The sequence below is a fragment of the Catenovulum agarivorans DS-2 genome (assembly GCF_000568405.1).
GTDB classification, from domain to species: domain Bacteria; phylum Pseudomonadota; class Gammaproteobacteria; order Enterobacterales; family Alteromonadaceae; genus Catenovulum; species Catenovulum agarivorans_A.
Window position 1 is genome coordinate 1 of sequence record NZ_ARZY01000050.1, and the last position, 24,114, is coordinate 24,114.

Below are 24,114 nucleotides of genomic sequence, written 5' to 3' on the forward strand. Positions count from 1 at the left end.
ATACTCGCAATTTATATTGATTTAGCTCTATTAAAAAAACACTAGGAATTTTTCTTATTTAAATATTGGCGAATGAGTCGAAGATCATAACAAGACTATTGATTTGAAGGATTCATAAAATGCGTAAAACTCGCCAATTAATTCAACTGCTAGGCTGCTCAGTATTATTGTCTGCTTGTACCACAATGACAATTAAAGATTCTCGTATTAACGATTGTGACATGTCTATTTATGGTAAAAAAGAAGGGGCAGCAGACTGTATGACGCGCCAACAAGTGGTAGCGGCGCCTGCACCAGAACCAGCACATGTTCACCCAGCGCAAACAGGCACAGCTCCCACTTATAATTCCGTTTGGCAAGCTGGACCGCAAAACCCTTATGCTAATCACCAAGTTTTAACCAATTACATTTCAAGGATCGCCAAAGAATTGGTTGCGAATTTACAACCTTATTATGTGCGCAGTATGGCGGTCACTTCTTTTGTTAATTTAGATTCTACTTTGCAATCGAGTAATTTAGCTGGTAATCAAATCGCCGAAGAATTTATTACTGAAATGCGTCAGCTTGGTTTACCTGTTGTGGATTTTAAAGCGACAGGATTTATTAAAGTGAGCCAAGGTGGTGATTTTATCTTTAGCCGCCAAGCCCGCGAATTGCGTGAGATACAGGGGATAGATCATGTGTTGTCTGGCACCATGGTGTGGCATCAAAATGGTTTAGTGATTAATGCGAGAATCATCGATTTGAACAGCAATCAAATACTTGCAGCATCTAAAGGGTTCGTACCCTATTTTGTAGCGGATCAGGCGTTTTCAGGGCCATCGAAAGTTAGATTTCATAACTATTCAGCACACTGACTTTCAATTTAGGAGTTGTTATGAATTTAGCTAAATTAACTGCGGTGGGTTTGCTGTTTGCTTGTAGCCAAACGCACGCGAATTTTACTCGCGAAACACAAATAGTTGCAGAAATTCCACTATTACCTAAACAACAAATCAAAACACCACAAAGCGGCTGCCAAAAGGTGCAGCTGGCTGTTTACAAACAAGCGAGTAACATTCCGCAAGGATTAAAAGCTTTTATTTCGGATGATCTACTTAGGATTGGCATTGAAATTAAGCAACATGGCAGTTTATTTGTCGTGTCTAGTCAAAGTTCAGTAGACCCTAAATTAATTAAACAACTCGCTGAAAAACTACTCAAACAGGGTTTGGATGTGCTTGTGGTAAATTGTTAGTCTATCCAAATGCAACAAAGATAGGCGGAATTCTTCTCCGCCTTAATTCCTTATTACCCGCAAGTTCATTTATGGACATTTAACTGGCAGAATATTGCTAACTATCGTAAATCTCTTTAAAGCATGAGTAATTTATTTAAAACCTTATCTTTGTGTTTGCTGCTGTTAAGTCCACAAGTTGTTGGCGAAACTATCGAAAAACCAATCGAGCGCATTCAGGTTATTTCAGCAAAAAGCAATGCGTCGATTATGCAATTGGCGGATTATCAGCAAATTGGCTCACAGTCTTTAGAGCTTTTACAAGCTCAGCATTTAAACCAAGTATTATCGCGGACAGCGGGCACTTGGCTGAGCCGTGGCAATGGCCAAGAATCTTTATTGGCAATGCGTTCTCCTGTATATACCGGTGCGGGTGCATGTGGTGAGTTTTTAACTTTAGAAGATGGCATTCCACTTCGGGCTAGTGGTTTTTGCAATGTGAATCAGTTATTTGATTCAGCTTTTGAGCTGGCAAGCAAAATAGAAGTAGTTAATGGTGCTAACTCAGCAAGATACGGCAGCAATGCGATTCACGGTATGATTAATGTTGTTACGCCTAGGCCGTTTGAACAAGCCAATCAAGTAAAACTCGGTTTGGGAGCAAACAAACTCACCAAACTGCAGCTAAAGCATAATCAAGAATCGAATATAGGTGATTTTTTATTAGCTGGTGATTGGGTTGATACCAATGGCTACCAAGATAATTCGGGTTATCAACAATATAAATTATTAGCTAAACACAGTGGTCAACTAGGTGATTGGCAGTTGGATACAAGTTTATCTGTGCAAGATTTAGATCAAATCACTGCTGGTTACATTCAAGCGGGAGATAAAGCTTATTTAGATGAAGAGCTTAGACGACAAAACCGTTTAGACAATGCTTACCGCAAAGCACAAAGTCAGCGGTTAACTGTGCATGCGCAAACTCAGTTGGCGGATGGCAGCTTGGTTAAACTATCCCCTTATCTGCGTAACAATAAAATGGATTTTTTAATGCATTATTTGCCAGGTACACCAATTGAGAATAATCAGCACACAAGTTTAGGTTTACTAGGCCATTGGCAGGTGAACAGGGGCAATCATTTTATAGATTTCTCTAGCCAGTTAGAAAACACTCAAGGGGAAGTTAAACAGTACCAACCTTGGCCAACGGAAACGAGTTCCGCATTTTTAAACTCAATTTTGCCACAAGGGCGGCAGTATGATTTTGCGGTAGATATGCAAACACTGTCGTTTGCGGCCGATTGGAGTTGGATTTGGTCGGATGATTTTTATTGGCAAAATGCTATACGTTTTGAGCAAATAAATTATCAATATACTAACTACTTGGATGATGGCAATAACCAACAAAATGGTCAGCCATGTGGAATGGCACCTTGTCGTTATTATCGCCCTACCAGCCGAGATGACAGTTTTGCCGATGTAAGTTTTAGTTTAATGCCTGTGTGGCAGCTTAATGCGCAAACCAGTGCCTATATTAAGTTTGATAAAGCCTACCGTGCACCGCACATTATGGAGTTGTACCGTTTACAAAATGCAGCGCAGCAAACAATAGACGCTGAAACGGCCTACAATACTCAGTTGGGCATTGAGTATTTAACCGATAAACTAAAGTTAACTGCAGTTGTGTTTAATATGCACAAACATAACGTGATCGCGCAAAATTCACAGCGTTTATATGTAAATGATGAGCGCACGCAACATTCAGGTTTAGAGGGCAATTTGGCTTATCAACTGAGCAATAATTGGCAGTATTCATTGCAAGCTATCTGGGCTAGGCATAAATACAAAAAACAATTTGCTGGCAATGATATAGACACAGCACCAAGGCTGATCGCTAGCCAACAATTGGCATATACTTGGGCGGATAGAGTTAAGTTAGAATTTGAGTCTGTTTATATGTCAGACTATTACACGGATGCTGAAAATCAGCATAGTTATGCTGGCCATTTGTTACATAATATCCGTGCGAGTTTTGCTGTGGCCGACAATTGGCATTTGGCAGTGCAATGGTTGAATATTACTGATAAAGCTTATGCCGAGCGTGCTGATTTTGCCTTTGGTAATGATAGGTATTTTGTTGGACAGCCGAGCAGAGTATTTGCGCAGGTGAGTTATCAATATTAATTGCTGCTGTGTTTAGTTGTAAAAATGTGCTGCTAGTTTTGGTGCATTGGATTAGGCATTACTGTTGCTATACAAATTAAAGCACTGCTAGTCTTGGTGTATACATGCACTAGAGCATAATTATCGCAAAAACGCTGCAAGTACGTCCTTGTAAGCTCGCAAACGCCATCCATGGCGATTGAAGTTTTGCTCTTAATTATTGCTCTAGTACATGTGTTCGGATATCTTTTTTGCGATATTGGAATAGTGCCTGAAACGAGTGAAAGGATGTAAACGTACTGAAGCAATGACTTAGAGCAAAATTTCTTTTTCAGGGATGAAAAAGCGAAGCGTACAGGGATTGTATTCACAGCGGTTTTGCGAAAGTCATGCTTTAGGCCGGTGACATCCTGGAGCGTTAGTCGGCACGGAACTATGCATAAAAATATAAAGCTAAAAATAACCACTGGAGAACCCCATGAAATTAAAATTAATAGCCCTTGCAGTTGCTGCATTTTCAGCTGCGTGTACAGCTAAACCAACTTCTGTGGAAGATGTATATGCAGAAAACTGCGCCAGTTGTCATGGCAAAAAACTACAAGGTGGCATGGGGCCAAGTTTAATTGATGACGAATGGAAAGGCGGCAGTTCTGCAACTGATATCGCCAAAAGTATTCGCGACGGTAATCCACAAATGGGTATGCCAGCGTGGAAACACGCTTTATCTGATGAATTAATTCAAGGTTTAGCTGTATATATTCAAGAGCAAAAAGGTAATCAACAACCACAACAAGTGATCCAAAAAGGCGAGGTATTGCAAAGCCAAGATTATGCTTATTCGCTGAAAACAGTCGCTGAGTTTGACGAAGAAATATGGGGCATGAGTTTCTTGCCGAATGGCGACAGTTTAATTACCGAAAAAGCTGGTGATGTCTGGTTGTTAAAAAGCACAGGTGAAAAATACAAAATAGCCGACACACCAAAAATTTGGTTAAGAGGCCAAGGTGGATTATTAGATGTATTGGTCCATCCTGAATATCCAAAAAAACTCTGGGTTTATTTAACTTTTGCTGAAGAGCTAAACGACTCTGGCAAAGGTATGACAACCTTGATGCGCGGGCAAATCATCAACAACAAATGGGTGAATCAACAAGTTGTTTACCGTGCACCACATGATTTACATATAGCGTCAGGTGCGCACTTTGGTTCGCGCATTGTTATTCGCGACGGTTATGTCTATTTCTCAATAGGTGATCGTGGCCGTATGCAAATGGCGCAAGATTTATCTAAGCCAAACGGTAAAATTCATCGCTTAACTGAAGATGGTAAAATTCCAGCCGACAACCCGTTTATCAATACTAAAGATGCACTGCCAACTATTTGGAGTTATGGCCACAGAAACCCACAAGGTTTAGCTTTACACCCAGTGACCAATGAAATTTGGGAAAGCGAACACGGCCCGCGCGGTGGTGATGAAATTAATCTAATTGAACCAAGCTTAAACTACGGCTGGCCAGTCATTACCTATGGTATCAATTACAACGGCAAGCCAATATCAGATAAAACCCACCAAGAAGGCATGCAACAACCTAAACATTATTATGTGCCTTCTATTGCTACTGCGGGTATGGAGTTTTACCAAGGAAAAACTTTTGCCAAATGGCAAAACAACTTGTTGTTAGCATCACTTGCCAAACAAGAACTACGCCGTTTAGTGGTTAAAGACCAGCAAGTTATCAGCGACGAATTATTGGTTAAAGACCAAGGCCGTATTCGTGATGTTGCTGTATCGCCTGCTGGAGAGATATTTATTGCAGTAAGAGATGGTGGTGATAATAAAGTGCTGCAGGTGGTTAAGCAAAATTGAGTGAAATAAACTCGATGTATTTATTTGCTAGTATTTTCCCGCATGGCCACGCATTTATGCGTCCAAAAATTAGGTGTTATAGTATTCGATGATCACAATACAAGCATATTACAGCGGCGTAGAGTTGGCGCTTTTTAAAGTATTTACGTCTGCAATAAATGAAGTTTGTAGTAAAGATTATGCTCCAGAGCAGATAAAGGCATGGCTTCCACCTGAGTATGATGCTGTGAAGTGGAAAGAACGTTTGGAGTGTATACAACCTTACATTGCAAAATTTAACGGTAATATAGTGGGCTATGCAGATATACAAAATGATGGGTACATAGACCACTTTTTTGTGGATTCAGGGTATCAATCTATGGGGGTTGGCAGCTGACCTCAATCCCAAGTTTGGTGGTTAATCCACCAAACCATACTGCTCGCGCAATATTTGAATAATCTCAGCTTTTGGATTATCCGATAAGTGCACTTTTTCGCCTGTGATCTTCTCAGCAATATCAATGTAAGTTTTTGATACTTGCATTAATACTTCTACTGGCAGAGCGTTGTCACGTGCTAAGGCACTGCGTTCATCCATTCTGTCTTTGTTTAATAAAATGTCAGGATCTGGGAAGTGGTTTAACAATAATTGGCGGAAACCTTCTTTTGAGTTTTCAACAATTTTGCCAGCTTTGTAAGCTGCGCCATCCCAAATACGTGATGAATCTGGTGTGCCTACTTCGTCCATGTAAATCAGTTTTTCATTGCCACTAGCATCTTCTACGTAACCAAATTCAAATTTTGTGTCAACAAATATTTGATTAATGGCTGCAAGTGCGTCACTAATTACCCCAAATCCTTCCTTGAGTAATTTTTCGTATAAAGCAACATCGTCAATTGATGAAAAGTTAAATGCAGCAAAGTTGTTGGTAATGTCTTCGCGAGTAATGTTTACGTCGTCTTGCTCTGGTACGTTTGGAATGCCTGTTAAAATGCCTTTGGTAGAAGGGGTCATTAACAATTCAGGTAATTTTTGGTCTTTTTGCAAACCTTCTGGTAATTGGATACCACAAAAATCGCGTTCGCCTTTGCTGTATGCGCGCCACATAGAGCCAGTGATATATTGGCGACAAATTGCTTCAATTTTTACTGGTTTGGCTTTCTGTACAATCCAGACAAATGGATGTGGAATATCTAAAATATGGCTGTCGGCTAAACCATTTTGTTTAAACAATTTAAACCAATGATTAGAAACCGCGTTTAATGCTGCGCCTTTGCCCGGTACACCTTGCAAACCTTCTTCACCATGCCAAATGCAGTCAAATGCGGAAATACGATCACTAATTACCATAATGGCTAATGGGGCATCTGCACGTACATCGTAACCTTTTTCGGCAATTAGTCGTTTCGAGTCGGCTTCAGTTAACCAATAAACCGAACGCACTTTTCCACTGTGTACGGGTTTGTCGGTACGTATTGGTAAATCGTCGTTTACCGCTAAAACGGAGTCCGCTAAGCTCATTTATTTATTCCTGCATTGGTTGGAAGAAAATCAAGCATGGATAATAACAAATTCCCTGTTTTTGAGCCAAATAAAAAATCGGTTGATACCCAATGAGCGTTGAGCATCAACCGTTAGAGGTGCGTGGATGCGCGTCCTTGCTATTATTGTTATGGTGGTGTGATGAGTTTTTATTTTACCTCTTCGCCAGAGCAGCCCCCACAGCATGATTGTGTGGCTTTTGCGACTGGCGCTTGGGTTAATTCTGTTTGTTGATCGGCCGCTACCGTACCAATAAACTGAGGGGTATTTTTACCAATTAAGCCTTTAACAACTTGCCAAAATACCCCAACAGCACCAACGATAAATACAACGTCGCCTACGGTTCTAACCCAGCGTAATGTTTGTAAAATATCGCTTTGCATAAAGGCTTCACTGCGTGCATACCATAAACCTTCTGAAGCACTGGCATAAAATTGAATGAGCCCCACAGGCAATAAGCTTGTGAACAGCATTAAAACTAACCCCGCATTTAACAAAACAAATGAGTTACGCATGAGTTTTTCGTCAAATTGCATCGTAGGGCGAATGTATCTTAAAACCAGCAAGGTGAAACCAAGGGCTAAAAATCCATAAACACCAAATAGCGCCGCATGGGCATGGGTGGCTGTGGTATTTAAGCCTTGTACATAATATAAAGAAATCGGTGGATTAATTGAGAAGCCAAGCACACCTGCGCCCAACATGTTCCAGAAAGCAACCGCTACTAAAAACATTAAAGGCCATTTGATGCGTTGCATCCATACCGCTTTATGCTGCAGACTATAATGCTCCCAAGCTTCATAACCGAGCACAACTAAAGGTACAACTTCAAGTGCACTAAATGTTGCGCCAACCGCCATTACTGGTGTGGTTGTGCCTGAGAAATATAAGTGGTGGAAGGTACCCGGTACACCACCTAATAAGAATAAACAGGCTGAACCTAGCGCTGCCATGGTGGCCATTTTGCGAGAAACTAAGCCCATAGTGCAGAAGATAAAGGCCATGGCCGCGGTGGCAAATACTTCAAAGAAGCCTTCTACCCATAAATGAACTATCCACCAGCGCCAATATTCCATCACTGATATGTGAGTTTTTTCACCGTAGAAGAAGCCTGCACCATAAAACAAGCCGATTGCGCCTACTGATGCAGTTAACAAGGCTAATAGGTTTTTGTCTCCTGGTTGTTTAAATGCTGGCAATATGGCTCGTAACATTAAGGTTAACCAGACTAAAATGCCAATGTATAAACCGATTTGCCACAAGCGTCCTAAATCGACAAATTCATATCCTTGATGGCCTAACATAAAGCTCAGGTCTTCAGGCAATATGTGTGCTATTGCTAAATAGTTGCCTGCAAATGAACCAACAACAACAACAATTAAAGCCCAAAATAATACGTCAACCCCAAGTTTTTGATATTTAGGATCTTCACCGCCGTTGATAACGGGGGCTAAAAACAATCCTGCTGCTAAAAAGCCTGTGGCAATCCAAAACACGGCCGCTTGAATATGCCATGTGCGTACTAAACTATAAGGAAACCATTGTGAGGTTTCTATGCCATAAAAACCTTGGCCTTCAACTGTGTAGTGGGCGGTAAAACCACCAATGAGTACTTGAAACATAAACAATGCCACAACAACAAATAGGTATTTGCCGAGTGCTTTTTGTGATGGCGTGAGTTTAAATGTAGTGATTGGATCTTGTTTTGGGGCAATGACTTCTTTATCTTCTTTACGCATAAATGCCCAAGTCCAGATAACACCACCAACACCGGCTATTAACAACACAACACTGACAATTGACCAAATAACGTTTTCAGCAGTTGGTTTGTTGTCGATTAAGGGTTCATGTGGCCAGTTGTTGGTATAGGTTGCGCCGGCTGGTGTGCGCTCGGTTGCCGCTGCCCATGCCGTCCAAAAGAAAAACTCGCTTAAACGTTCACGTCGCTCTGCGCTTGGCAAGGTATCTTCTTTCATTGCGTAAGCTTTACGTGTTGGTTGCAGGTTTTTGTCGTCACCAAACAAAGCGTTGTAATAAGCGGCAACTTGTTGGATTGCTTGGATGCGTCTATCGTCTAACACTAAAGTGTCGGTTGATTTATCGTAGCTATTGTTTCGATAGGCCGTTTTTAATTCAAATTTTAATTGGTTTTGTTGAGTAGGGGTTAGGTGATCGTAAGGATGGCCATAGTTGTCTTGTGCTGCTATATCTAACCATGCCACAAGCTCTCTGTGTAGCCAGTCGGCAGTCCAATCGGGTGCTTGATAGGCACCATGCCCCCAAATAGAACCAAGTTGCATGCCGCCAACAGATTGCCATGCTGATTGCCCCGCAAGAATGCTGTCTTTGCTCATTAGTTGTTGGTTGTTTGGACCAACGACTTTGGCTGGAATAGGTGGTGCAACTCGATACACTTCGCTGCCAAAGTATCCGAGCATACTAAAGGTGATGGCTAAAATGCTTAATAGCATTAACCAAATTTTTTTGTAGTTACCCATGTGCTTTCTCCGTTAAGTTGATGGCTCGTACAAATAAAAAGTTGTTTTCTAAAACAATGTGTTGAGTTAGATCACAAATAAATTCATCTAATAATCGGTACAACTCACGCCAACTGCCACATGCATCGTTGGGAAGTTGTTGATAGTGGCTCAGTTGGTTGAGTTTTAATATTGAAGTGAGATGGTCTTGGTGCTCTTGACGCATCGCGTTAATCGGGCAGGCCAACATAAAAGTATTGTTTTGTTTAATCATAGGAAACAATACTTGTTCTTCTTTAAACATGTGCGACAGCAAATCGTCTTGCACATAATTTAAAAAATCAGTTAAACCTTGTGGACATAGTTGTTCATCTGCATGTACCGATTCGACGCGTTGCGAGAGTTGCAATAATTCAGCTAATTGACGTTTATGTTTGCTGTGATAGTTATCCAGTAAATAATCGACAACTTTGCTATTGTCTACAGCCATTAAAGCTTGCTCTTGTTGGCTAACAGGCATGACCTCGATTAATTCGGCTAACACTGTCTGTGCGTCTAACTGATTTTGTTTTAGCAGCATATAAACAGGTTGAGTTAAATTAATTGGGGTGTGCAGGTTGTAATGTGCAAAAACGTGGCTCGCTTTTGGAATGGTTTTAAGTACTTCGGCTAATGAGTTGTTGAGTATATTCATTGGCAATTCCTTAAAGATGTAATTTATATGCATGTTATTCTAGGAGGAGATACTAGCTTTGAAAATGACCAAATTGCTGGGTTTATGATCTAGATCATGTTCCAATTAGATAGGACGTTATGGGGCATACAGCACATAGAGTGGGGATTTAAATTTAGTTAATTTACGTTATATTGAACAGGCTTTAATGTATTCGTGGTTGCTGTAAATAGAGACAGATTATGTATATTACCCGTTACACAGATTATTCATTACGCGTATTAATTTATTTAGCCGCTCAGACCCAATCTGACAAGTTGCCGACCATTCAGAATATTGCGGATGCGTATCAAATTTCTAAAAACCATTTAATGAAAATAGTCCAAGACCTCAATATAAGAGGGTATGTTGTGGCAACTCGCGGTAAAAACGGTGGATTAAGTTTAAGTAAACCACCGCAACAGATAAATATTGGAACTTTAGTCAGAGAGTTAGAACAAGCAAATTGCTTAGTCGAATGTTTTGGTGATTCAAATCAATGTGTTATTACCCCAAATTGCCGATTAAAAATGATGTTGTCGAAAGCGCTTGATGCATTTTTTGTTTCGCTTGAAGCTTATACATTGTTGGATTTGGTGGATGAGCAAAATCTAGCAAGTTTGCAACATATATTGATTTAGCTCTATTGAAGAGTCGGACTGTTTTTAAAGATTCATTTGATATGCATCAATAAAGTTTATTATAGCAAGCGTAGTTTAAAAAACATCCAAGTTATTTTTGTAATTTGTACTTAAGAAGGATGTTTAATATGAAACTTGCAATGCTTGTTGGTGTAGCTGCGGCTGTGTTAGCCGTACCGTTAAATGCCAAATCTTTACCTGTAGAAAAAGCTACGTTAACTGCCCCACCTATGGTGCCCCCTCCAATTACCCGAAATTACCCAGCAAAAGTGCAGATCCATCTTGAAACTCAAGAAAAGGTCGGGCGCATGGCTGATGGTGTTGAATACGTGTTTTGGTCATTTGGGGGCAGTGTTCCGGGGAGTTTTATTCGGGTGCGTGAAGGTGATGAGGTTGAATTTACCTTGTCGAACCATCCGAGTTCTAAAATGCCCCACAATATAGATTTACATGCGGTAACAGGCCCAGGTGGTGGTGCTGTTTCTTCATTTACTTCACCTGGCCATAGCTCAACTTTTAGTTTTCAAGTGATTAACCCTGGTTTGTATGTTTATCACTGTGCTACTGCACCTGTGGGTATGCATGTCGCTAATGGTATGTATGGCTTAATTTTAGTTGAGCCTAAAGATGGTTTGCCAAAAGTTGATCGCGAATATTATGTCGTGCAAGGTGATTTTTATACTAAAGGTGCTTATGGGGAAGCTGGTGTACAACCTTTTGATATGGAAAAGGCGATAAAAGAGCAGCCTGATTATGTGGTATTTAACGGGGCTGTGGGCAGTTTAACTGGCGATAAAGCACTTACCGCAAAAGTTGGTGAAACTGTGCGTTTGTATGTTGGTAATGGTGGCCCTAATTTAGTTTCTTCTTTCCATGTTATTGGTGAAATTTTTGACAATGTTTATGTTGAAGGCGGCGATCTGGTTAATCACAATGTGCAAACAACTTTAGTACCAGCGGGTGGTTCTGCCATAGTCGACTTTAAATTAGATGTGCCGGGTAACTTTATTTTAGTTGACCATTCTATTTTCCGTGCGTTTAACAAAGGTGCGTTAGGTATTTTAAAAGTGGAAGGTAAAGAAGATAAAGGTATCTATTCAGGTAAACAGAAAGATTCAGTTTATTTACCCGAAGGTTCAGCAGTGCAAAGTGTTGGTGATGCAGCTCCATTTGTAACCGCACAAAACAAAGCTGAAAAAATACGTTTTGGCCAACGTATTTACGAAGCGAACTGTCAAGCTTGCCATCAAGCGAAAGGTGAAGGTATTAAAGGGGCATTCCCACCTGTTGCCAAATCTGATTATCTTAATGCTGATCATGACCGCGCGATACGTGTGATTCTTAATGGTTTATCAGGTGCGGTTAAAGTAAACGGTGAAACATATAACAGTGTGATGCCCGCTATGCAGTTAAACGATATGGATATCGCCAATGTTTTAACGTACTTGTTAAACAACTTTGGCAACAAAGGTGGTGAAGTAACCGCCGAACAAGTGGCTAATCAACGCCATTAAGTTGGTTGGAACTGCATCTTCAAGTAGTTTGGGTATAGATGCAGTTTATTTTCAGCGGAGGTTTGTATGTTTATAACAACTCTGTGGCTGAGTTTAGCAGGGCAAATGCAGCCAATTGATGCAGGTGAATATCGCCCGTTATATCTTAAAGCTGACACGCCTTATGTGCAGGTGCAGTCTTTTCAGTTAGACGCAGCGCCCGTGACTAACCAAGCATATTTTGAGTTTGTGCAAGCTCAAACTAAATGGCAAAAACAAAATGTGCCAAGCATATTTGCTGAGCATAATTATTTACAACATTGGTTGTTACAAAATGGCCAATACCAACCAAGCCAACATCAATTAAATACGCCGGTTACCAATGTGTCATGGTTTGCAGCGCAAGCGTATTGCCAAGCGCAAGGCAAAGTGCTGCCAACAGTCGACCAGTGGGAGTATGTTGCATTGGCCAGTGAGCATCAGGCTAATGGCAGTATTGAAGGTGATTTTCATCAAAAAATATTGGCCTGGTATAGCAAACCAACACCAACTCAATTACCCGAGATTATGCAAAATCCTGCCAATTATTGGGGGGTATACGACATGCATGGCTTAGTTTGGGAATGGACGTTAGATTTTAACTCGGCGCTGGTTAATGGTGAATCACGTAATGATGCAAGCCTAGACGCTAAATTATTTTGCGGCGCAGGTGCTGCTAGCTCTGCAGATCCAAAAGATTATGCGGCGTTTATGCGTTTTGGTTTTCGTTCTAGTTTGCAGGCACATTTTACTTCCAGCAATTTGGGTTTTAGATGTGCGGCAGCAACAAATTATTCAAAGGATTAATGGCATGAAAATTATGAAATTATTGAATAGAAGTACATGGTATGCATCTTTGATGATTGTCATGGGGAGTTTATCCGCAGGTGTGTTAGCACAGCTACCTGATAGCTCGGTTTACCATCTTGAATCAACTTGGACAGATCAAAATAGCCAGCCATTAAAGTGGCAAAATTTACAAGGCAAAAACCAAGTGGTGAGTTTAATTTATACCCATTGTTTGCATACTTGCCCAACAATAGTGTCGACTATGCATCAAGCCCAGCAAAAATTATCGGCTAAAACCTTGGCCAATACAGAGTTTGTGTTGGTATCACTTACACCAGACTCTGATACACCTCAGGTGTTGAACGAATTTGCGAAAAAACATGGATTGGATACAACTAAATGGCGTTTATTAACGGGTGATGATGAGTCTGTACGCCAACTTGCTATGGTGTTGCAGTTTAAATATCAAAACATTCCTGATAATGAGGTGTCACATTCAAATATAGTAACTGTGTTAAATCGTCAGGGCGAAATTGCGCTACAAACTTTGGGTGAGCCTAAACGGGTAGGGGAAATTGTGAATATATTAGAAAAGCTTGAGTAGTTGTAGCCAACTACTCAAGTATTATTGTTGAGCCAACATACCCGCAATATTGTGCCAATACCCATTGGTTTGTAGCTGGGTAAGTTGGTGTTTAGTTGGGTTTTGTTGCTGCTGCACAAACTGGTTTAATACCTCAAATGTTCCTTCAATTTGTGGGCTTATACGAATTATGTCGATAAGCCCATGCATGTTTGGCAAGTCATTGATTAAATTACTGCATTTACCCGATTGGGTTTGAATGCCATTTAATACGAACAATACTTGGCCATCTTGGCTTAATGTTTCTCTGCCTTCTGGGTATTTAATACAACACAAACTACAGTCGTCTTTGGCGCGGTCTTCTGAACGAGCGGTAAAACAGCGGGCTGAAAATGCCAGTGGTAAATGGCCGTATGCCATTAATTCTATATCAAAATCTATGTCACCAAATTGATTGATATAGTCTTGTTTGAGTTGTTGTAACCAATCGTGGCCTAGCTCAACGGGCACTACCCAACGCATCATGCCGAGTTTTCGCATGTAATTTAAACTGCTGGCGTTGTAGATATTAATGCTTTGCCCACAAACAAACGGCAGCTGTTGTTGGCTGAGTATTTGGACTGCGCTGATGTCATTTGCTTCAATAATAAAGTCACCATTGTCACAGTAACGTTTTAAGACTGAAATTTCCGAAGGCGCTTCTAATAACGCCATGGTTGAAATAACCACTTGTTTACCGGCTTGAGTGAGCTCTTGTGCAAGTTTCAGCCAGTCTTTCATTTTAAGTTCGCGGCGTTTGCTGCAAACGGTTTCGCCTAAATATATATGCTCAGCTTGGCTGGTGGCCGCTTGCTGGTAAAAAGCTTCTACTTGGTCTTTTGGCCAATAGTATTGAATAGCACCGAGTGAAAATTGCATATCTTATCTCCTTATTGGTTATTGCCAGCTTTTGTGCAGCGCACCTAATGTGGTTTGTTTGCCTTCAGACAAATTCGCCAAACTTTGTTGCCAAGCTTGCTCAACTTGGTAGTTTGTTTGATTGACCGCATCAAGCGCTTGTCGCCAAACTTTAGTCACTTGTGCTATGTAAGCTGGGCTGCGTTGACGCCCTTCAATTTTAACGGCTTTGATATTGCACTGTTTCAGCTCGGGCAATAGTTCAAGTGTGTTTAAGCTGGTGGGCTCTTCAATGGCGTGATAGGTATTATCTGCCACTTGAAAGCGCCCTTTACACAAGGTTGGGTAACCAGCGTTTTCATCGGGTGAATATCTATCAATCACTACATTATTTAATCGCGACTCTAAAATATCCCCTTGCTCTTGCCATTCAACATATTTTGCGGGAGAGCAAGCGCCTGTGGTGTTAGGACTTTCGCCTGTCATGTAAGAAGATAAATAACAACGTCCTTCGGCCATAATGCATAAACTGCCGTAGGCAAAAACTTCTAATTCTACATCTGTGGTGCGAGATAGTTGTTTAACTTGATGCATAGATAAAACTCTAGGCAATACAACTCTTTTTACACCAAAGTTATTTCGATAAAACTCAATTGCGGGGGCTGAGGTGGCTGAGGCTTGTACCGACAAGTGTAATTCGGCATTTGGGTAACGATTAGCTGCGTAATCTAGTAGCGCAATATCGGCAATAATCAGCGCTTTTGCGCCTATATCTACTGCTTGATCAACGGCATATTGCCAGCGTTTGTGTTGGCCTGGGTGGGCAAAAGTATTTATCGCAACATGTAGATGTTTGTGCTGCTGCTGAATTAAATTGGCTGCTTGTTTAATTTTATCTTGATTAAAATTCAATCCCGCAAAATGACGAGCATTGGTGTCGTCTTTTAACCCTATATATATAGCATCTGCGCCATGTTCTAATGCTGCTTTAACCGCAGGTAAACTGCCTGCTGGTGCCAATAACTCCATAGTTTATCTCTACTGTGTTCGAGTGGGTTTGAGTATAAAAGGCTCAATGCTTCAGTGGCTTGATCCAGATTAAATTTTCAAATTTTCATCTATCTATAATGCAAACTCTGGAAGGTTAAGGAGAATAAATTTGCTTCAGTTACTTGCCCGTTTGCACACTATAGTGCCTGCCCAGCAGGCCATTCCTAAATTACTGACATTTGGATGGCAAGTGTTGCCAAACAAACCTTTGTGTCAGTTATGTTCAAAGGCGTTAAATCAATTGTTTGCCACAGAACTTGCTCAGGCTGAGTTAGATTTTTTGGTCGGTAAATGGATTGAGGTCCGTTTTACCGACGCTGATTTGTGTTTATTGCTAAGTGTTGAGCAGCAGCAAATTGTTTGCCAGCGCAGTAATGCTAGTTTGCAAGCCGACGTTACTATTGCGGGGAACTTGCAGGCTTTTTCTCAACTATTGGCGGGGAAAGTTGATCCCGATAGTTTGTTTTTTCGTCGGCAGTTACTCATCACAGGTGACACTGAGTTAGGATTAGAATTAAAGAATTTTTTAGACTCAGTGGATAATCAAAAAATACCCCACTTGCTCAAAAAAATGATTGATTTTTATGCGGAATTACCTAATCCCTCGTTGAAATCAAACTCGGTTGTCGCAACTACTTCAAGGCAAACACATGATTAGTATCCAGTTAAATGGTCAGAAAATACCATTGGAAAGTTCAAGCATAAGCGCTTTACTCGAAGTATTACCAACAACCGATGGCATAGTTATTTCTATTAATCATAAAGTGATTAGCCGCTCGTTATGGCAAAACGAATTGTTGTCTGACGGAGATGTGGTTGATGTTTTTCAAGCAATAGCAGGGGGATAAAACTATGTTGAATATAGCAGGGCGAGAATTTGCTTCTAGGTTGTTTATTGGCACTGGCAAATTTGCCCACCCCGAGTTACTCAAAAATGTAGCACAAGCCAGTGGCTCACAAATGGCAACTATGGCATTAAAGCGTTTACACATATCTACAGAAAACACAGCAGCTGCAAATAATGACGATATTTTAACCCCACTAAAGCAGCTTAATATTCATCTGTTGCCTAATACTTCGGGTGCAGCTAATGCAAAAGAAGCCATTTATGCTGCTGAGTTGGCGCGCGAAGCATTACAAACTAATTGGGTTAAATTAGAGATCCATCCTGATCCTCGTTATTTAATGCCAGATGGCAACGAAACGTTTATCGCCGCCAAAAAACTCTGTGAACTTGGTTTTGTTGTTTTGCCTTATGTGCATGCTGATCCTGTATTGTGTAAAAAATTAGAAGAGGTAGGTTGTGCGGCTGTTATGCCTTTGGGGGCACCTATTGGTTCTAACCGAGGTTTACTCACAGAAGATTTTTTACGCATTATTATTGAACAAGCGAATATCCCTGTGGTTGTTGATGCTGGCATTGGTGCACCTTCACACGCAGCTTATGCAATGGAGTTAGGTGCTGATGCTGTGCTGGTTAACTCGGCCATTGCAGTGTCGGCAAAACCTGTAGCAATGGCCAAAGCTTTTGCCCAAGCGGTTGAAGCTGGACGTTGTGCTTATGAGGCAGGATTGGCTGAAGTGGGTATGCAAGCGCAAGCGTCTAGCCCACTGACTGAATTTTTGCAGCAGCTCAATGAGGTTGAGTAATGTTGGTTTTTAACGCAGATCAAGTGGCTGATTTAGCTGACGAATTATCGGGTGAGTCAGCAACAAGCTCAAGCCAAATACAGCAAGTTTTACTTGCCGCCAAACAAGTTAATGGTTTATCGATAAAACAATTTTCGCAGCTGTTGTCACCTGCTGCTGAATCATTTTTACCGCAAATGGCGCAGCTTAGTCAGCACATTACCCAACAAAGATTTGGCAAAAATATTCAGCTATATATTCCACTGTATTTATCTAACTGGTGTAACAACATTTGCAGCTATTGTGGATTTTCGGCCAACATTAAGCAGCGGCGCACTATGTTAGATATGGCACAGATTAAGCTAGAAGCCCAAGCAATATTGGCAAAAGGTTATCAACATATTTTATTGGTGACAGGTGAAATGCCTAAGCTTGCGGGTGTAGATTATTTAACTCAAGTGGTTAAATTTTTACGCCCTTTGTTTAAACATATATCGTTAGAAGTGCAACCTATGTCGGTGGCCGAATATCAGCATTTAAAAGCAGTTGGGGTAGATGCTGTATTGGTTTACCAAGAAACCTATCACGCACAAACCTATGCACAATATCATCTAAAAGGTAAAAAAGCGGATTATCAACATAGGTTAGAAACGGCAGATCGTATCGCGCAAGCAGGTATAGATAAAATTGGATTAGGCGCGTTATTGGGTTTATACAACTGGCGATTTGACGCCATTATGTTGGCTAGTCATTTAAGCTATTTACAAAAACATTATTGGCGCAGCCGCTATTCAATTTCATTTCCACGTTTGCGCCCTTGTTTGGGTGACATTCCGCAACAAAATTTGGTCAGTGAAAAGCAGTTATTGCAGTTAATTCTGGCTTTTCGTTTATTTAATCCACAAGTGGAACTGAGTTTATCGACCCGCGAAAGTGCCGCTTTTCGAGATATGTTACTGCCTTTGGGTATTACCACTATGTCGGCCGAATCAAGTACCCAACCTGGTGGTTATGCACAAGCTAATCAAGCTCAGTTAAACCAATTTGATATAGACGATAACCGCAATACTCAGCAAATAACCCAAGTGATTAGCCAACTAGGCTATCAAACCGTGATGCAAGACTGGCATGCGAGTTTTAGTCGGTAGCCAAATGGATTCTTTGTTTAAATAAAGCTAAATGTTCATCTTGCCTATGGCTGACCATCAATATGGTTGAGTATTGTTGCTGCTCTATGCTTTGTAAAAACTGCAGAATGCGCTGACGGTTACTTTCGTCTAAACCTAAAGTGGGTTCGTCTAATACCAACATAAGTGGTGTTTTAACTAAAGCGCGAGCAATTAATACTAACCTTTGTTCACCAAAACTCAGTTGGTTGAATAATATTTGGCTTTTATCGGCTAAGCCTACTTTGTTCAACCATTGTTTTGCTATTTGTATTTGGCTGGCTTCAACTTGTTTATATACACCAATAGAATCAAATAAACCTGATAGCACCACAGTGAGTACATTGCAGTTTACTCGGTAGTTTCTGTGTAAGTCAGCACTTACCAATCCTATGTGCTTTTTAATGTCCCAAATAGTTTCGCCTTTGCCGCGCCTAAATCCAAACACAGTCACATTATTGCTAAAACACTGTGGGCAATCCCCTGTTATCAGTTGTAATAAGGTTGATTTACCGCTGCCATTTGCACCTGTTATCAAGGTATGCTGCAGTGGTTTTATGGTTAAGCTTTGTGCAGGAAATATGGTTTGGCCGTCGTATATGACTTGGCAGTCAATCAACTCTGCAATATTAGTATGTGGATAATCAGCAAGGCGCTTATGGTTTTGTGGCCACTGCCCATCTTGTTTAACCAAATCAGCAAAGTGGTTTTTAATGGTGTGTTGATTATTTGAGTTGTTTGCACCTAATACTTCAAACTCTTGTTGATTCAACCAAGCTAATTGTTCAACCCAATTTGGTAGGTCAATCAAGTTACTTAGCATTAAAATAACTTGCACGCCTGTGTGGATAACTTGTTCTAGGGCGCTGGACAAAGCATCGCATGAGTTGGTATCTAAGCTATCAAACGGGTTGTCACAAATAAGCACTTGGCTGCCAGAGAATAGCTCCTTTAATAGGAGTAATTTACGTCCTTCACCCGAGCTTAAGCTGCGATAACCTGTGTTGAGTCTATGCTCTAAATGAAGTGCTTTAATCAGCGGGTGGTCAAGTTTATCTGCCGGTAAAAAATCTTTCGCGAGTGTGCCTGGGTCAACTTCGTTGGTAATATCAGATAAATCTATTTTTAATTCATGTTCATAAGTTTGCTGCTGGCTTTCAAACGAAACTAGGCCAACTTGTTTGTTTTGTGCTTGCAGGTGTTCTATTAAAGCTTTGGCGAACATTTGTTTACCACCGCCATTTGGGCTGAGAATGGCTAGGCTTTTAGTTGAGAGTTGGTCAGTAATTTTGTGGGCTATTTTCATTAATTTCTCTTAAAGTTTTAATTGACTTTAGTTTGTTTTTTAATCAAAGTCACCCGCTTAAGTGACTTTGAAATACATTTAGCATATATCTGGTCTAATCTAAAAATAACATCTTAGTTTTACAAGGGGTCGGGATGGAGTCTGTTGTTCACACAACCATGGCTAGGCGCCAGTTATTAAAAAAATTAATTGCAGTGGCAGGGGTTGGTACCCTATCTAATTTAGCTTTTTCTCAGTTAGTTTATGCATTGGGTAAAGTGCCTAAACCAATGGGCGAAGGAGAGTCTATCTTTCGTTTGCGAGGTAAAGTGCGAGTTAATGGCGAACTTGCAAGCGAAAAAACCATAGTGCCTGCCAATGCCGTGATAGAAACCAGTGACGATAGCCAATTAATCTTTGTAGTGGGGAAAGATGCACACCTCTTGCGTGAAAATAGCGAAGTGATTCTATCAGCAGATGCCCAGCAAATAGAAACGGGTGCACAGTTATTGAAAGGTAAACTTATGTCGGTATTTGGTAAGCGGGAAGGAAACGAGCAGCATACAACAACGACTACCACTGCAACCATCGGCATACGCGGCACAGCGGTTTATGCTGAATCTGAGCTTGAGCGTAGTTATGTATGTACTTGCTATGGCAAAGTCGATTTGACGGCAACGGACGATAAATCGAGTTTTGAAGCGATTCGTAGTAAACATCATGATTCACCTAGGTTTGTGTTAGCGAAAGGCGAAACAGGCAAATTAATTAAACCTGCGCCTATGTTAAATCATGGCGATGACGAACTGATGTTAATGAATGCATTGCTAGGTTTACCTGCTCCTTTTTCAGCGTTAAACGACTACACTGATATCGATTTAGACTATTAATATTAACGAGCCTAGTTATGCGCAAGTGGCTATTTTGGATATGTATATTGGCAAGCTTTTTTGTCCATTTGGTGCATATCAGTGATGTTGCTGCGCTGCGCTTATTAACTAAGTTGGAGCATGCGCTTTATGACTGGCAGATCACCCATCAACCGGCTGAGTTAAATAACCCGCAAGTTGTTATTGCCAACATAGATGAAAAAAGTATTGCTGAGCTTGGACAGTGGCCTTGGCGGCGGGATGTTCTTGCTCAGCTATTAGATAGGTTATTCAGCCATTATCAAATTAAGCTGATTGGCTTTGATACAGTGTTTGCCGAAAGCTCTGATACAACCGCGATAGAAGTGCTGGATATTCTTAATCAAACTGATTTACAGCAACAACCATTATTTCAACAAGCTTATAAGAGCTTTAAACCACAACTCCAGTTTGATCAAATGTTTGCTGAGCAAATGGAGCAGCATAAAGTTGTAACTGGTTTGGTGTTTGCGCAAAACAAACAAAAAAACAAAAACAACTTACCTGTACCGATAGCAAAAACGCAAAATTCTACCTTAGTAGCGGCTCAATCTTTTATTGCCAATTTAGCCACTTTTCACCAAGCTGCATCAGGCGCAGGCTTTTTTGATAACCCTTTATTAGATGAAGATGGGGTTTTTCGTCGTGTGCCTTTATTGCAGCAATATCAAGGGTATGTCTACCCTTCACTTGCTTTAGAAATGGTGCGAATTGCACAGCAACAAAACATGGCGACTAACTTCGCAGAAGTTGCTCAAGCTGATGGTTCAAAAGTAAGCCAATTAGTTGGAATACAACTCAATGGCTACAGCATTCCAGTAAATGAGAAAGCGGCCGTTTTGGTGCCTTATACTGGCGCTGCATATCAATTTAGTTATTATTCCATTATTGATATTTTGCGCCAGCAAATACCACTCGAGCAGTTGAAGAACAAGTTGGTGCTGTTAGGCACAGACTCTGCGGGTTTACTTGATTTACGAACCACACCCTTTGCTAAAGCAGTACCAGGAGTGGAAGTACATGCGTCTATTATTCATGGTTTATTAACTGAACAAATTGTCGCACCTGTGCAACAACCTTTAGTGATGCAACTTAGTTTGTTTGTGTTGTTATCCATATTACTGCTGTTGTTGTATCGAATTGACAATCCGAGTTGGCAAATTGTTTATGCGCTAGCGGTATTGGTTGGGCTGTTTGTGGTTAGTTTTACTTTGTGGTTCGATAAAGTGTATATGCCGCTGGCTAGTCAAGTAAGTTATTGGTTTTTAACCGCGGTACTGCTTATTGCTTATAAATTAATTATGGAACACAGACAGAAAGATTTTATTGTGCGTCGGTTTGGCCAATACGTGCCGCCCAGCTTAGTGGCTGATATGGCGAAATCGCCAGATAAATATCAGCTGCAGGGGCAGCAAAAACAACTGACTGTGTTGTTTACCGATATACGTGATTTTACACGTATTTCTGAGCAGTTATCCGCGAATGATTTGTCAGACTTGATGAATCAATATCTAACCGTGATGACCCGTATTATTCATAAGCATAATGGCACGATTGATAAATATATGGGGGATGCAATTATGGCGTTTTGGGGCGCGCCGATTGATAATTCCAACCATGCATTTGAAGCTGTCGCCGCTGCGGTAGAAATGCAGCAAGCCTTAGATAAAGTTAATAAAGATTTTGCCAGCAAAAATTGGCCGCAACTACAAACTGGTATTGGTATTAATACGGGCTTGATGCATGTTGGCAATATGGGCTCTGAGTTTAGAATGGCCTATACGGTTATTGGTGATGAAGTAAATTTAGCATCACGTTTAGAGGGGCTTACTAAGCAGTATGGCTGCGAGATTTTACTAGGTGAGCTTACTTTTGAGCTGGTGGCGAGCAGCCCTTGGATGATCCGCGAAATTGATGCGGTGCGGGTTAAAGGTAAGCAGCAGGCTGTGGCAATCTACCAGTTGTGCTTGCCTTCGAAACAAGGTGAATATGCCAAGGGGATAGTATCTGGGTATGCTGAATTTTTGTTAGCCTATCGTCAGCAAGATTGGTCTATCGCGCAGGCTTGTTTGCAGCAGTTATTTGAGCAGAAATTAGTTTCTGAGGCTTTGTATAAATTGTTTTTGCAGCGTATTAATGGTTATCAACAGTCACCGCCGCCGCATAATTGGGATGGGGTTTATACTTATCAAATTAAGTAGGGGATTTTCGTTAGTAATGTTTGCCAGAGAAACCAAAAGGCGAATTAGTTTTTGTTCACAAAAACGCTGTGAATACGTGCAACAGTGCCCATTTGAAGCATAATTTTCTAAAAACGCTTTTCGAAATACATGCAAATCTTGAGTAGATTATTCATCCATGAAGGTCAGGCCCTGTCGCCTTCCGTGGCTCCACCTCATCAAACTGCGAAGCGGTGCTTCGGTTTTGATTCGCCCATATCTTTTGAAGTTTTAGAAAATTAGCATTCAAACGGGCTCTATCAGACATTTTGCTCCAAGTTATTGCTCTCGCTCTTTTTGACTCATGAGTTGCGGTTGATTTTCTAGCCGCGATATATGTGTTTGTTGAGGATGGGAATTGCGAATAATCGAAGCAACCTTGAATTGCATGGATGCAATTCGAGAGCGCTCAGGGATGACTTGCAGCGTTTGCTGAGTTATTCGGGATTTCTAGCCAGCTTGCTCCACATTTTCAGCGGTACCGTTCTGGAAGTTTGTGCAACCAAGTCCATTTGAAGCTTGGTTGCAGATAATCAAACGCGCGCAGAACCTTTAAAACTGATATTTCAAACCAAGCATGGCCACTGTCGGATTAATTTTTGTATCGACAGTACCAACCGCTGTATGCACATCTGTTTCAATATTGATGTACCAAACCGCTGCATTGGCAGACCATTGATCATTCAATTTATAATCAAAACCTGCTTGCAATGCATAACCAAACGAGTTGTCTACTTTAACTTCAGTGCCATCTAACGCGCCAACGCCTTCTTCTTCAAAAAATACAGTGTAGTTCACACCAGCGCCAACGTATGGGCGGAATTCAGTAGATGCATCACCAAAATAATATTGAGCCAACAAGGTTGGTGGTAAGTGTGTGACTTCTGCAACTTGGCCTAAACCCGCTACAGACACATCGTGAGTAAACGGGGTTGCAGCTAACAGCTCAACAGCCCAATTGTCAGTTAGCATATAGGATAGGGTTAAACCTAACTGAGTATCACCAGCAATTGATAATTCAGCTGTGTCGGCTACAACATCACTGCTTTCATTTGGCGCGACATTGGCAACACCTACACGTGCAAAAAAATCACCTGCTTGGACAGCTAAAGCTGAGGCAGTTAACCCTGCTGTTAATGCGGTAGATACGGCTGCGGCTAACAATAATTTGTTCATCTTGTTACTCCAAAAATCTCTAAAAAATAAACTTATCTGTTGGTTAAATTAACAAGCTGTACAGAAGAAATGTTGTTTCAAATCAATAAACTAATTAAGCAAAGTTTGACTGCTGCTGGCTTGGGCAGTTGAGTAGTTTTGTTGATAGGGATCAAAAAGACAAGATTGGTCGCTTGATATGATCTGGCAAATCTAACGAAAGTTTTCCGCTTAATAAAAATCACCGAATGAAAAGTATCCGAGCAATGATTTAGAGCAAAACTTCAAACGTCTGGGATG

Annotated in this window: 22 protein-coding genes; 15 read left to right on the forward strand and 7 right to left on the reverse strand. The window is 40.9% G+C overall.

Annotated elements, in window-relative coordinates; translation table 11 throughout:
- The first annotated feature begins 119 nt into the window (after positions 1-119).
- From DS2_RS20100 to DS2_RS17880, 5 genes are all read left to right on the forward strand, one after another.
- Positions 120-857 carry a FlgO family outer membrane protein gene (locus DS2_RS20100; protein WP_051479988.1) on the forward strand — a complete coding sequence of 246 codons (738 nt, stop codon included), beginning with the start codon at positions 120-122 and terminating at the stop codon, positions 855-857.
- Positions 858-877: 20 nt separating this feature from the next.
- A complete protein-coding gene (locus tag DS2_RS17865) occupies positions 878-1,237 on the forward strand; it encodes an NYN domain-containing protein (RefSeq protein WP_035016349.1) in 360 nt (119 codons plus the stop codon).
- Positions 1,238-1,360: 123 nt separating this feature from the next.
- Complete coding sequence (locus tag DS2_RS17870) at positions 1,361-3,403, forward strand: TonB-dependent receptor (RefSeq protein ID WP_051479989.1); 2,043 nt, start codon at positions 1,361-1,363, stop codon at positions 3,401-3,403.
- A gap of 457 nt (positions 3,404-3,860) precedes the next feature.
- Positions 3,861-5,249, forward strand: a complete 1,389-nt coding sequence (locus DS2_RS17875; protein WP_035016350.1) for a PQQ-dependent sugar dehydrogenase — start codon at positions 3,861-3,863, stop codon at positions 5,247-5,249.
- An 88-nt stretch (positions 5,250-5,337) separates the two neighbouring features.
- Positions 5,338-5,625 (forward strand): GNAT family N-acetyltransferase, encoded by a 288-nt coding sequence (locus DS2_RS17880; RefSeq protein ID WP_051479990.1) that lies wholly within the window; start codon positions 5,338-5,340, stop codon positions 5,623-5,625.
- Between the two features lie 21 nt (positions 5,626-5,646).
- Here the strand turns inward: DS2_RS17880 and DS2_RS17885 are convergent, their stop codons facing one another.
- The 3 genes from DS2_RS17885 to DS2_RS17895 all read right to left on the reverse strand — a co-directional run bounded on the left by DS2_RS17885 (position 5,647) and on the right by DS2_RS17895 (position 9,942).
- A complete protein-coding gene (locus tag DS2_RS17885; RefSeq protein ID WP_035016351.1) occupies positions 5,647-6,750 on the reverse strand; it encodes a phosphoribosylaminoimidazolesuccinocarboxamide synthase in 1,104 nt (367 codons plus the stop codon).
- Between the two features lie 170 nt (positions 6,751-6,920).
- Positions 6,921-9,269 carry a nitric-oxide reductase large subunit gene (locus DS2_RS17890; protein ID WP_081754329.1) on the reverse strand — a complete coding sequence of 783 codons (2,349 nt, stop codon included), beginning with the start codon at positions 9,267-9,269 and terminating at the stop codon, positions 6,921-6,923.
- Complete coding sequence (locus DS2_RS17895; protein WP_035016352.1) at positions 9,262-9,942, reverse strand: hemerythrin domain-containing protein; 681 nt, start codon at positions 9,940-9,942, stop codon at positions 9,262-9,264. Before DS2_RS17895 ends, DS2_RS17890 begins: the two co-directional genes overlap by 8 nt.
- Before the next feature lie 221 nt (positions 9,943-10,163).
- Here DS2_RS17895 and DS2_RS17900 point away from each other — a divergent pair, with 221 nt between their 5' ends.
- The 4 genes from DS2_RS17900 (at position 10,164) to DS2_RS17915 (ending at position 13,526) form a co-directional block, all read left to right on the forward strand.
- Entirely contained in the window at positions 10,164-10,601 is a 438-nt protein-coding gene (locus tag DS2_RS17900) for an RrF2 family transcriptional regulator (RefSeq protein ID WP_035016353.1), read from the forward strand.
- Positions 10,602-10,729: 128 nt separating this feature from the next.
- A complete protein-coding gene (gene nirK, locus DS2_RS17905) occupies positions 10,730-12,115 on the forward strand; it encodes a copper-containing nitrite reductase (RefSeq protein WP_235188641.1) in 1,386 nt (461 codons plus the stop codon).
- 66 nt (positions 12,116-12,181) lie between these two features.
- Positions 12,182-12,940: a formylglycine-generating enzyme family protein gene (locus DS2_RS17910; protein WP_035016355.1), complete on the forward strand. Its 759-nt coding sequence runs from the start codon at positions 12,182-12,184 to the stop codon at positions 12,938-12,940.
- A gap of 4 nt (positions 12,941-12,944) precedes the next feature.
- The gene (locus DS2_RS17915) at positions 12,945-13,526 is read left to right on the forward strand and encodes an SCO family protein (protein ID WP_160168592.1); all 582 of its coding nucleotides are present in this window, start codon (positions 12,945-12,947) and stop codon (positions 13,524-13,526) included.
- 21 nt (positions 13,527-13,547) lie between these two features.
- Here the strand turns inward: DS2_RS17915 and DS2_RS17920 are convergent, their stop codons facing one another.
- Both DS2_RS17920 and ubiU read right to left on the reverse strand, forming a co-directional pair.
- Positions 13,548-14,423, reverse strand: a complete 876-nt coding sequence (locus tag DS2_RS17920; RefSeq protein ID WP_035016356.1) for a U32 family peptidase — start codon at positions 14,421-14,423, stop codon at positions 13,548-13,550.
- 18 nt (positions 14,424-14,441) lie between these two features.
- On the reverse strand, positions 14,442-15,431 hold the full coding sequence (gene ubiU / locus DS2_RS17925) for a ubiquinone anaerobic biosynthesis protein UbiU (protein WP_035016357.1): 990 nt from the start codon (positions 15,429-15,431) through the stop codon (positions 14,442-14,444).
- A 130-nt stretch (positions 15,432-15,561) separates the two neighbouring features.
- Between ubiU and ubiT the strand changes: the two genes are divergently transcribed.
- Genes ubiT through thiH form a run of 4 tightly spaced genes read left to right on the forward strand, consistent with a single transcriptional unit; the run spans position 15,562 to position 18,229 of the window.
- On the forward strand, positions 15,562-16,110 hold the full coding sequence (gene ubiT, locus DS2_RS17930) for a ubiquinone anaerobic biosynthesis accessory factor UbiT (protein ID WP_051479991.1): 549 nt from the start codon (positions 15,562-15,564) through the stop codon (positions 16,108-16,110).
- The gene (gene thiS / locus DS2_RS17935) at positions 16,103-16,300 is read left to right on the forward strand and encodes a sulfur carrier protein ThiS (protein WP_051479992.1); all 198 of its coding nucleotides are present in this window, start codon (positions 16,103-16,105) and stop codon (positions 16,298-16,300) included. Before ubiT ends, thiS begins: the two co-directional genes overlap by 8 nt.
- A 4-nt stretch (positions 16,301-16,304) precedes the next feature.
- Entirely contained in the window at positions 16,305-17,102 is a 798-nt protein-coding gene (locus DS2_RS17940; RefSeq protein WP_035016358.1) for a thiazole synthase, read from the forward strand.
- Positions 17,102-18,229 (forward strand): 2-iminoacetate synthase ThiH, encoded by a 1,128-nt coding sequence (thiH, locus tag DS2_RS17945; protein ID WP_051479993.1) that lies wholly within the window; start codon positions 17,102-17,104, stop codon positions 18,227-18,229. The genes DS2_RS17940 and thiH overlap by 1 nt, the downstream gene beginning before the upstream one ends.
- Here the strand turns inward: thiH and DS2_RS17950 are convergent.
- Positions 18,219-19,553, reverse strand: a complete 1,335-nt coding sequence (locus DS2_RS17950; protein WP_035016359.1) for an ATP-binding cassette domain-containing protein — start codon at positions 19,551-19,553, stop codon at positions 18,219-18,221. The genes thiH and DS2_RS17950 overlap by 11 nt on opposite strands.
- A gap of 134 nt (positions 19,554-19,687) precedes the next feature.
- Here DS2_RS17950 and DS2_RS17955 point away from each other — a divergent pair, with 134 nt between their 5' ends.
- The gene (locus tag DS2_RS17955; protein ID WP_051479994.1) at positions 19,688-20,422 is read left to right on the forward strand and encodes a hypothetical protein; all 735 of its coding nucleotides are present in this window, start codon (positions 19,688-19,690) and stop codon (positions 20,420-20,422) included.
- Between the two features lie 17 nt (positions 20,423-20,439).
- Positions 20,440-22,641, forward strand: coding sequence for a CHASE2 domain-containing protein (locus tag DS2_RS17960; protein ID WP_051479995.1), 2,202 nt, complete (start codon positions 20,440-20,442; stop codon positions 22,639-22,641).
- A gap of 570 nt (positions 22,642-23,211) precedes the next feature.
- On the opposite strand, the gene DS2_RS17965 is transcribed toward DS2_RS17960, so the two are convergent.
- Positions 23,212-23,835 (reverse strand): OmpW family outer membrane protein, encoded by a 624-nt coding sequence (locus tag DS2_RS17965; protein ID WP_035016360.1) that lies wholly within the window; start codon positions 23,833-23,835, stop codon positions 23,212-23,214.
- Between the last annotated feature and the right edge of the window lie 279 nt (positions 23,836-24,114).